This is a genomic window from Streptomyces diastaticus subsp. diastaticus (assembly GCF_011170125.1).
GTDB classification, from domain to species: Bacteria; Actinomycetota; Actinomycetes; order Streptomycetales; family Streptomycetaceae; genus Streptomyces; species Streptomyces diastaticus.
In genome coordinates, this window is the sequence record NZ_BLLN01000006.1 from 75,177 (window position 1) to 85,423 (window position 10,247).

The following is a 10,247-nucleotide window of genomic DNA, read 5'->3' on the forward strand; positions in this document are numbered from 1 at the left end:
CGGTTCACCAGTCCGGTCTCCTCGGCGGCGAGCTCCACCTCGCGCAGCTCGACCCTGAAGCCCCGGATCTTCACCATCTGGTCGGTCCGGCCCACGAGCACGACCTCGCCCTCCGGGGTCAGCCGGGCCATGTCGCCGGTCCGCAGCAGCCGGGTACCGGCGTGCTCGGGGAACTTCTCGGCGGTCAACTTCGGTTGCTCGAGGTAGCCGTGCGTCAGGCCGGCGCCGCTGAGGCACAGCTCGCCGACCTCGCCGGGGTCGCAGGGCGCGAGGTCCGGCCGCAGCACGTGCAGGCCCACCCCGGGCAGCGGCCGGCCCACCGGGAAGACCTGGCGGCGGACGTCCTCCTCGGTGAGCGCGCGGACCGCTGTCAGCGCGGAGTTCTCCGTACAGCCGTACGCGTTGTGCACCGCGCCGCCGACGGCCCGCAGCGCCCGGGACAGGTGCTCGGGCGACGGGAAGTCGCCGCTGACGATCACCGAGCGCACCCCGTCCAGCGCCTCCGGGTGGCCGTCGACCAGCAGGTTGAACAGACCGCAGGGCAGATTGAGGAAGGTGACCCCGTGTTCGGTGATCAGCCGGGCCAGCTCGGGGAGCGAGGGCAGCTGCGGCGGTGGGACGACCAGCCTCGCCCCGTGCAGCAGGCTCAGCCAGATCTCGGTGGTGGAGGCGGCGAAGGAGTAGGGGGAGGTCTGGAGGAAGCAGTCGTCGGGCAGCACCACGGCGTGCCCGTTGTGGTCGGCCACCCGGGCGATGGCCCGGTGGGGGATGAGCACGCCCTTGGGGCGGCCGGTGGATCCCGAGGTGAAGAGGATGAACGCGGTGCTCTTCGGGTCCACCGCCTCCGCCAGGTTCCCGTCCGGCAACGAGGCGCTCGCGGCGACGAGTTCGTGCACGTCGCGCTCGGCGGTGACCGAGCCGAGCCCGGCCGGCACGTCCCGGAGCGTCAGCACCGGCTGCGCCTCCTCGGCGGCGGAGCGCCGTACCGCCACCGGATGCGCCGGGTTCAGCGGTACGACCACGCCGCCGAGCTTCAGCACCGCGAGGAGCGCGACGTACAGCTCGACCGAGCGGGACATGTGGATCGCCACCCGGCTCCCCGCCGTGACGCCCTCCGACGACCGCAGCCGGCGGGCGAGGCGGTTGGCCGCCGCGTTCAACTCCCGGTAGGTCAGCACGCGCTTTCCGCACTCCAGGGCGGTCCGGTCGGCGGCCGCGGCGGCGGCGGCGGTCTCGAAGGCAGCGGGGAGAGCGGGTACGTCCTTCAGCTCATCGACGGCATACACGTGTAACTCCTGCGGCAGAGAGGAAAGTCGGGTGGGGTCCATGGAGGCGGGAGACGGACGTGGGAAGGCCCGGTGCACACACGTGTGTGCACCGGGCCTCCGCACGTTCCCGCGGCCTGGGTGGTGTCAGCCGCCGGCCCCCTCGGGCAGTGAGGAGCGGAGGAAGCGGGCGGTCGTGGTGTCCGAGCCTTCGACCATCTCGGCGGGGGTGCCGGTGAACACGACCCGGCCGCCGTGCTCACCGGCGCCGGGCCCGACGTCGATAATCCAGTCGGCGTGCTTGACCACGTCCAGGTCGTGCTCGATGGCGATGACGGTGTTGCCCGCGTCCACCAGCCGGTCGAGCAGGGCGAGCAGGTTGTCGATGTCGGCCATGTGCAGACCGGTGGTCGGTTCGTCGAACACGTAGACGCTGCCGTGCTCGTGGAGCCGGTTGGCGAGTTTCACCCGCTGGCGTTCGCCGCCGGAGAGCATGGACAGCGGGCGGCCCAGTGTCAGATAGCCCAGGCCGACCTCCTCCAGCGGCGCCAGGCGGCGCGCGATGGCCGGGTCGTCGAACGCGTCGCGAGCCTCGGCGACGGTGAGCTCCAGCACCTCCGCGATGTTGCGGCCGCCCAGCCGGTGGGCCAGGGCCTCCGGCCGGTAGCGGGAGCCGTCGCAGACCTCGCAGACGGTGGTGACCGGGTCCATGAAGGCCAGGTCGGTGGTGATCGTGCCGCGCCCGCGACACTCGGTGCAGGCGCCCTTGGCGTTGAAGCTGAAGAGGCTCGGGTCCACCCCGTGCGCCTTCGCGAACAGCTTCCGCACGGTGTCCCAGATGCCGGTGTAGGTCGCCGGAGTGGAGCGGGGGTTCAGGCCCACCGCCGACTGGTCGAGCACGATCGCCTTCGGATGCTGGGCGGTGAACACCCGGGAGACCAGCGTCGACTTGCCCGAGCCGGCCACCCCGGTGACCACGGTCAGCACTCCGGTCGGGAAGTCGACGTCGACGTCCCGCAGGTTGTGCAGTCGCGCGCCCCGCACCGGGAGTCGGCCGGTGGCCGTCCGGGGGTTCGGCTTCAGCCCGGGTTGGCTGCGGAAGTGCCGGCCCGTGAGCGTCCCGCTCGCGGCAAGCTTCTCGACCGTGCCGGTGAAGACGACCTCCCCGCCGGCGGCGCCCGCTCCCGGGCCGACGTCGATCACGTGGTCGGCGATCGCGATGACGTCCCGGTTGTGCTCGACGATGAGCACGGTGTTGCCCTTGTCCCGCAGGTCCTGCAGCAGGCGGTTGAGGCGGTCGACGTCGTGAGGGTGCAGACCCACGCTCGGCTCGTCGAAGATGTACGTCATCCCGGTCAGCGCCGACCCGAGGTGGCGTACGGTCTTCAGCCGCTGGCCCTCGCCGCCCGACAGGGTCCTGGTGGGCCGGTTGAGCGTGAGGTAGCCGAGGCCCACCGACTGGATGCGCCGCAGCGAGGACAGCGCGGCGGGCACCACAGGCCCCGCCCACCGGTCCGAGACCCGCTCCAGCTCGGCGACCAGGTCGCCGATCTCCATCTCGCAGTAGTCCGCGATGTTGCGGCCGTCGATCCTCGACTCCAGGGCCGCCCGCGAGAGCCGGGCGCCCCGGCACTCCTCGCAGGTCCGCTCGGTGACGACCTGCTCGGTGGCCTTGCGCTCCTTGTCCTTGAGCGACTCGAGCCCCGGCTTGATGAACCGCCGGGTCAGCCTCGGCACCACGCCCTCGTACTCGTTGATGGCGACGTTTCCGAAGTCGTCGGGGCGGATCGTCTCGAATCCCTCCCCCTGCAGCAGCAGGTCCATCTCCTCGTCCGAGTACTGACCGAGCGGCTTGTCCGGGTCGAAGACCGGCTCGAGGTCGGTGTCGCGCGCGCGGCCCTTCTCATAGCGGCTGATCTGCGCGTAGCGCTTCCAGTAGTTGGTGCCGACCGCGAAGTTGGCGTGCCGGATCGCGCCCTCGTTGAGGGACCTGTCGAGGTCCAGCAGCTTGTCCACGTCGAGTTGGAGGGTGGCGCCCAGGCCGTCGCAGGCCGGGCACATGCCGTGCGGGTCGTTGAAGGAGTAGAAGTTGGAAGGACCGGCGCTCGGCTCGCCGTAGCGGGACAACAGCACCCGCAGCACCGGGTTGACCTCGGTCATGGTGCCCACCGTCGAGCGGGTGCCGCCGCCCACCGGCTTCTGGTCCACGATGATCGCCGGCGCGAGGTTCTCGATCAGTTCGAACTCGGGCCGCTCGTAGCGGGGCAGCCGGTTGCGGATGAAGGCCGGGAAGACCTCGTTCAGTTGGCGCTGCGACTCCACGGCGATCGTGCCGAACACGATCGACGACTTGCCGGACCCGGAGACCCCGGTCACCACGATCAGGACGCCCAGCGGGATCCGCAGGTTCACTCCCTTCAGGTTGTTGGTCCGGGCCCCCGTCACCACGATGTGCTGCCTGTCCTCGCCCATGGCGGTCTTCGTCTCCTCGTACTCGCCGTCGTTCAGGTGCCGCTGCCGGGTTTCACCGGCCGCTCACCACTGTGCCCGCCGGCGCTCCACCGTCGGCGTCTGCCGTGAGGTCACCCATCGATATCCGGCCACCCCGGGTGACCAGGTCCACCAGGAACTCCTCCGGCGAACTCGGGCCCGCGTCGGCGAGCCCGGCGAACCAGTCGGCGCTCTCCCGGCCGATCCGCTGCGTGTGCTCCACCGCCGGTCGGCGGCCCGTCTCGTACGCCGCCAACGCGCCCGGCAGTGAGGGCTCGGCCCGCAGCGCAGCGGCCAGGGCGCGGGCGTCGTCCAGGGCCAGCCGGGTGCCGGAGCCGACCGAGTAGTGCGCCGTGTGCGCCGCGCTAACTTCGGCGCGCTCGCACGGTCAACGCAGGAAATGCAGAGCAACGTCAGACAACGTCAACCCTTGGTGAGCTCCACTACAGGGGAAAGGGGAGCAGAGCGCGGCCCTCCGCCCGTCTCCCGGCCCCACCGCGGTTCACGACCAGCCGTTTCCCGCCGCCCGCCAACTCGTTGCCCTGGACATGGAAACCGAACCCACGCTGGTCCTGGGCGCGACCGGCTCGGTCGGCCGGCGGGTCGCCGCGCGGCTGGACGCTCTCGGGGCACACGTCCGTCCGGCCACCCGGAACTCCGCGACCCGCTTCGACTGGGATGACCAACGCACCTGGAAGCCGGCCCTCAACGGCGTCTCCCGACTGTTCCTGATGAGCCCCGACGGAGTCCCCGTGGCGCCGGGCTTTGTCCAGATGGCGGTGGAACTCGGCGTGGAGCGGATGGTGCTGCTGTCCAGCCGCGCCATCGAGACGATAGGGGACGAGCGGCTCCTCGACGCGGAGCGGCTGGTCAGGACGTCGGGGGCCGACTGGACGGTCGTACGCTCCGACTGGTTCGACCAGAACTTCGACGAGGGCCACTTCCGGACGGCCGTACGCGACGGCCGGCTGACGGTCCCGCTCGGAGACTGCCGGCAGGCGTTTGCCGACCTCGACGACGTGGCGGACGTGATCGCCCTCGCCCTGCGGGAGGACGGGCACACCGGCCGGACCTACGAGGTCACCGGGCCACACGCATTGTCCTTCGGCGAGGCGTGCGAGGTCATCAGCGCGCGCACCGGCCGGCCGCTCGAGTTCCGCGGCGAACCGGAGGACTACCGGGCGTTCATGACCTCCCTCGGCCGGCCCGAGGAGGAGGTCGAGGGGGAGATCGCCGCCTTCGACGCCCTCCGCGCGCTCGGCGACGGCAAGCCCCTGGACACCGTCCCACGGCTGCTCGGACGTTCCGCCAGGAGCTTCGAGGAGTACGTCGCGAGCGTGCCCGCCGACCGCTGGTGAGGAGTTCCGTCAGAAACGGCACAGGCACCGCAAATCCCGTACAAGGCTCACCGCCCGTCTCCTTCCCCGGGTGATCACCGCCCTACGCTCCGAGGTATCCGCCCCACCGGTGGCCCAACCGCCCCGAAGCGAGGGCGGATTCCCTCGCACCTCACAGCGTGCGGTCACTCCCGGTAAGCGACAGTAAGACCGTGTCCTATGTGGTGAGGTGGTCGTTGGGGTGATTATGGGGCGGGGTACATAGAGTTGGATTGTTCCGGACGGACTGTGGGAGATCGCGAAGCCGTTGATCCCGCCGTCGAAGGTGCGGCCGCAGGGTGGCGGCACGCAGGACACGCCTGATGAGACGGTGTTCGCGGCCGTCGTCTACGTGCTGGTCAGCGGCTGTGCCTGGCGCGCGTTGCCGCCATGCTTCGGGATATCGAAGTCGACGGCCCATCGCAGGTTCGTGATCTGGTCGCGGGCCGGCGTGTGGGGCCGACTGCACGAGGAGATCGTGCACCGGCTCTACGACGCCAGCCTGCTCGACCTGTCGCGTGCAGTCCTCGACTCCGCCCACGTGCGCGCTAAAAAGGGGGCGAACACACAGGTCCGAGCCCCGTGGACCGGGGCAAGCCGGGCTCCAAGATGCACGTCCTGTCGGATGCGAACGGACTGCCCCTGGTCGTCGGTGTCTCCGCTGCCAACGTCCACGACAGCCTCGCGTTGAAGCCCATGGTCGCCGCTCACCAAACGAGACACGACCCACACCGCGGCCGGTACTTCAAGCCTCAGCGTCTTCACGCCGACAAGGCGTACGACGTTCCTCACCTGCGCAAATGGCTTCGCGGCAAGCGCATCGGCGTCCGCGTCGCACGCAAGGGCATCGAGTCCAGCGAACGACTCGGCCGCCGAAGGTGGGTCATCGAGCGCACCATGTCCTGGCTCACGGGCTACCGTCGGCTCAACCACCGCTACGAACGAAACCCCCGAAACTACCTGGCCTTTCTCGGCCTCGCCGCCGCCCTCTGCTGCTACAAGCGACTCATCCGCCTCACCACGTAGGACACGGTCTATAAGGCGAGGGCGTCGGAGTTGGCGACAGGGTCGGCCGCGAGCTTGCGGCCAAAGGTGAGCCAGTCGACGCTGGCGAGCCGAAGGTCGATCGCGCCGGCGCGGCGCTTCGTGATGGCGGCGCGCACGGCCTTGGTAGGGCGGGCCACGGGCGGGGTCCTCCAGCGGTGCACCCCGCGCCCCATCAGATCCCACCCTTTCCAGCCCTCGTATATCCCAGACCACAGCGGTTAGTCGGTACGACCCATTACAGAATCTGGTGCATCAAGAATATAAGCACCCATCCCACAAACATGATGCAGACAAGGAAGGCCAGCACGACCGGCCCACGCCCAGGGCCTTCACGCCTTTCACTCATGAACCAATCACCGTACGTTTCCACTCGTGCGAGATCTACGACGACCTACCGGGCACCACGGTAATCCCGCAGCTTGTTCCGCGTACCAGCCAATATTGTAACCTGCGCCAGAACACCCAGAGATGGACTGCAAGCGTAGAGCCGACACGCCATCACCTCAGATCACCTAGACCTCGACGATGGCGGTCAGCTCCGCGACGAAAATGCATTCCCGATGGGACCAGCGCACCGCCATCAAGCAGCAAAGCGTGCACAAACCCTAACCAGGGCAGCTACACCAGGCTTAGATACATTCATCTGCGAACCCTGCCGTAGCATGCCCAGCCACCGACGTCCCGCCCATCTGGACAACCCTGAGCCGGAGCGGAAAGGACTAGATCTTACGCGATCCTGTTAACCCACGAGTCACAGTCGTCCGGGTACAAGGGCTGATCCTCACACGCTCGGAAGCTCACAGCCTCGTTCTCAGGGAAGTCGTGATTGAAGGTGTGGCAGGAGCCCGCACTCCCCGGGTTTACATCGCGATGGTCTCCCATATTGTCGTACCAGAAGTAGTCATTGTACGCAGCTGCTCCGTCTCTCTTAGTGTCGCAAACAGTGAACTTATCTCCGTAACTGATGAAACGGACAGAGGCCCCATCGGTCTCCGACAATCCATCCGTTCCAGCCCATGCTGCCGAGGCAAAGCCGATCCCACAGATCAGCGACGCAGCACATACACTGGCCGCATTACGCAGGAGCTTCTTCATAACCATGCAGTCCTCCCGAGATTTGGATTTCTATGATCCTAAACCTTCACCGTTTGATTCGAACTGATCGTACGTAGATAACGGACAGTCACCCCGATCACGGTAAACAATCAACGCTGGACCTACGGGGAAACATGTTTCGTCCCCACAGAACGCAATGATAATGAACCCGCTTCATCAAAGTCATCATAGTTCCCGCACGATCAGTCAAGGGAGACACCGCGTTGAGGTTGACCGAAGCATCCAGGAAGCGGCTGCTGACCACAGGCCGCAGTGCAGCCAGCGCCACCGCATTCGCCGTCGTCCTGCTCGCTGCCGGCAGCACCATGAGTTGGGCAGCCGAATCGAGAGCCGCTAGCCGTGACGCCGTCTCGGAAGGCGGCGGTGGAAGAGTGACGTTCTACAGTTACGGCGACAAAATCGAGGTTTGCGACACGGCCACAGATGCCCAGGGCCCGTACGGGGTATACAAGTACTACAAGTCCGAGGCCTCCCCCATCCAGGGGAGGCACAATCAAACACGCGGAAACGGCGCCTGCAACACGTGGGACCATGATTTCGCTGAAGGCAAGACAATCCTGATCCGCAAGTGCCAAGACCTCCCCGTACTGCCGGACACGTGCTTGCCATGGAAGACTGGCATCGTGTAGCCAAATCGCTTAGATCCATCGAGGGGCGGCGCTGAATCAGCGTCGCCCCTCCTGGTGGTGTTGGCCTAGCCTCAAAGTTCATGGCGGCCCACACCGACGGAGTCGGCGGGCCGTGTTCGTGCCGCGAGGCGAGGACGGGCAGGCCGAGGGCCCCAATGTCGCCCCGGGGCGGCGCACCGGATTCAACTGCTCCGGTCACGGGCTGGTGCAGTAGGGGCGGGAAGGTCGCTAACCAGCCAAGCTTCGGCGGGGAATGCGAGCTGGTCGAGTGCTGCGGTGATGTAACTGGCCCAGGGTCAGTTCGGGCCAGGCGGAGGATTCGCTGGCGGCTGGGCGTCACGAGTTGGCCGACCACCAGCGCGCCTATCACCGACCTGAACTCCGAAACGGCTCCGCGGGGGGAACCGACCGGCCGTCAACAGATCGAGTGGGTTTCCCGATGCACCGCGCGGTCAGTCATCCACGAATTGATTGGCCAAGTTCACTGAGACCTGGAACTTGCGATGGCGGAACTGTGCAGCCTGACGACGGTTCAGGTAGAAGAGAAACAAGGCTGTCGTGATCAAGACTGTTGAGGATTGCGACCTGAATCCGTCTCAAGGTTATTGCGGGTTCCACGCCGGCATATTCGATGAAGCGTAGACGCGAATCGCTATAGGTCAGCAACGCTTCCACCCGACGACCCGATGAATATAGGGCAATCATCAGTGAGGCTATCAGCCGTTCTCGAAACGGGTACAGGTGAACCAAGTGCAATAGCCGCGGTATCAGCGAGTGATGCCCTCTAGGAGAAGCCCGAAGACGCACTTCCGCCAGCGTCTCTTCGGCCTGCAATCGCAACTCTTGCAGGCGCTGCGCTTCTCCTTTCAGCAGGATCACATCTTGCACTTCGGGCATCGCAGTCTCTGACCGCCACATACCCAGTCCGGCCTCAAGTGAACATATTGCCTCCTGAGGATTTTTTTCACTCCTCAATGATTTTTGCGCGTTCCTGAGGCACGCTTCGAACAAGTAAGCATCGACATCGTTTGAACTCAGGATCAGACGGTACCCGGTGGCCCTGTTATGAACTATTTGGACAGGAGTCGACCGCAGAGCCATCCTGAGAGTCATTACGTAGCTCCTGACCATTTGCAAGCCCGAAGCTGGCTGCGTTGAACCCCAGAGGTGATCGGCAATATTATAGGCATTCATGCCGATTTCAGCGCCAGCGGAAGTGAGCACCGCCAGCACTTTTCTACTACTTAGGGTCAACTGCCCTCGCCATGATCCGTTGACCTGCACATTGCCAAGCAACTGAATCGCGGGCTGGACGTTTCGCCATCGCGGATCGGACATAGCAAACTCCCCCTGGATGACTCTGCGGGCTAAGCGAGTACCGTCCATCTAATTTTATCGCGATATGCACGGGCAAGGGCGGAAGCTACCGATCGTGCGATACGCCCTGCGCTGGGCCTACCCATGAACCGGCAGCCGTCCCCAGCACGAATATCGATATCGCTGCGTACCAAGCACCCGGATCCGAACCTTGTTCAATGGGCCACGCCCAAGATGCAGTCAATCCGCCATGAACATCACGGGGCGCGGTCAAATAGATGGTTGCGCCATAAATCAGTACAGGCAGCCATGCCAAGCGCGCCCCAATAAGGCAAGACGCTAGCGACGCCATTCCCGTGAAGCCCAGAATGTTGCGCACCATTGCAATTGCGCCAAAGGTGCCGGGATCGAACATTACCGTGCCCCCGAGAACGACCGCATATACTGCTGTTGCAATCGCGAGGTGGCCGGCCCTCCATAGCCAGGGCCGCCGAGCAGCCGTCCCTTCGATCTCAGGACTGGAGGAATGTAGTGAGCCAACGATAGCTGCCGCAGAAAGCAATGGCGCCATAGCAATAACGGGGACTCGTGCCGATGCGCCGAATCGAGGGGTGTCAATCAACCACTCAGCAAACCACCAAGACGCCAACGCCGTGCCGATCAGTGTCGCAAGCACCGGCCCCAATCCTCGAGTGCGCGCGTACAGGATCATGATGTTGGCACCTGCTTGGCGTCGCACTTTTCTACAGCATCGAAGTACTGATTGAGCCAGGCGTTACGCTCAGACTCAGATGTGCCTTCAAGCCATGCAACCGTCAGGTCGATGCCTTTTGGTCGGGCTCCGTAGTATGTCACCGAGGTGTCTGGACTGCCGGCGAGCCACTCAACCACTGCCGAACTTTGTGGTGGGTATGTCCACTTCCCGCCTTGGCAATTTCCATACGCCAGTTCTTGTGCGATCTCTTGCAAATAGCGACCCGGTTCGGTGACTTCGCGCCCCATCGTGG

General features: G+C 65.7%; 9 protein-coding genes and 1 pseudogene. 3 read left to right on the top strand and 7 right to left on the bottom strand.

Going from position 1 to position 10,247, the window contains the following annotated elements:
* Nucleotides 1-2: 2 nt before the first annotated feature.
* The 3 genes and pseudogenes from Sdia_RS30465 to Sdia_RS29320 form a co-directional block, all read right to left on the bottom strand.
* Nucleotides 3-1,328: pseudogene (locus Sdia_RS30465) on the bottom strand (amino acid adenylation domain-containing protein); the annotation flags it as partial.
* Between the two features lie 84 nt (nucleotides 1,329-1,412).
* Entirely contained in the window at nucleotides 1,413-3,737 is a 2,325-nt protein-coding gene (locus tag Sdia_RS29315; protein WP_189500703.1) for an ATP-binding cassette domain-containing protein, read from the bottom strand.
* Between the two features lie 52 nt (nucleotides 3,738-3,789).
* A complete protein-coding gene (locus tag Sdia_RS29320) occupies nucleotides 3,790-3,978 on the bottom strand; it encodes a hypothetical protein (RefSeq protein ID WP_191835379.1) in 189 nt (62 codons plus the stop codon).
* Nucleotides 3,979-4,303: 325 nt separating this feature from the next.
* On the opposite strand from Sdia_RS29320, the gene Sdia_RS29325 reads away from it, so the two are divergent.
* Nucleotides 4,304-5,113: an NmrA family NAD(P)-binding protein gene (locus tag Sdia_RS29325; RefSeq protein WP_189500707.1), complete on the top strand. Its 810-nt coding sequence runs from the start codon at nucleotides 4,304-4,306 to the stop codon at nucleotides 5,111-5,113.
* A gap of 250 nt (nucleotides 5,114-5,363) precedes the next feature.
* A protein-coding gene (locus Sdia_RS29330) for an IS5 family transposase (RefSeq protein ID WP_189500722.1) occupies nucleotides 5,364-6,157 on the top strand; the annotation gives its coding sequence in 2 pieces (ribosomal slippage) (nucleotides 5,364-5,682 and nucleotides 5,682-6,157; 795 coding nt in all).
* 8 nt (nucleotides 6,158-6,165) lie between these two features.
* On the opposite strand, the gene Sdia_RS29335 is transcribed toward Sdia_RS29330, so the two are convergent.
* Nucleotides 6,166-6,339, bottom strand: coding sequence for a hypothetical protein (locus tag Sdia_RS29335; protein WP_189500709.1), 174 nt, complete (start codon nucleotides 6,337-6,339; stop codon nucleotides 6,166-6,168).
* Nucleotides 6,340-7,503: 1,164 nt separating this feature from the next.
* On the opposite strand from Sdia_RS29335, the gene Sdia_RS29340 reads away from it, so the two are divergent.
* Entirely contained in the window at nucleotides 7,504-7,923 is a 420-nt protein-coding gene (locus Sdia_RS29340) for a hypothetical protein (protein WP_189500710.1), read from the top strand.
* Nucleotides 7,924-8,379: 456 nt separating this feature from the next.
* Here Sdia_RS29340 and Sdia_RS29345 read toward each other — a convergent pair whose 3' ends face one another.
* The 3 genes from Sdia_RS29345 to Sdia_RS29820 all read right to left on the bottom strand — a co-directional run.
* Nucleotides 8,380-9,261 (bottom strand): AfsR/SARP family transcriptional regulator, encoded by an 882-nt coding sequence (locus tag Sdia_RS29345; RefSeq protein WP_189500712.1) that lies wholly within the window; start codon nucleotides 9,259-9,261, stop codon nucleotides 8,380-8,382.
* A gap of 85 nt (nucleotides 9,262-9,346) precedes the next feature.
* Nucleotides 9,347-9,916 carry a hypothetical protein gene (locus Sdia_RS29350; RefSeq protein ID WP_189500714.1) on the bottom strand — a complete coding sequence of 190 codons (570 nt, stop codon included), beginning with the start codon at nucleotides 9,914-9,916 and terminating at the stop codon, nucleotides 9,347-9,349.
* A 32-nt stretch (nucleotides 9,917-9,948) separates the two neighbouring features.
* Nucleotides 9,949-10,247 (bottom strand): hypothetical protein (locus Sdia_RS29820; RefSeq protein ID WP_371874307.1); only part of this gene is annotated, 299 nt, incomplete at its 5' end.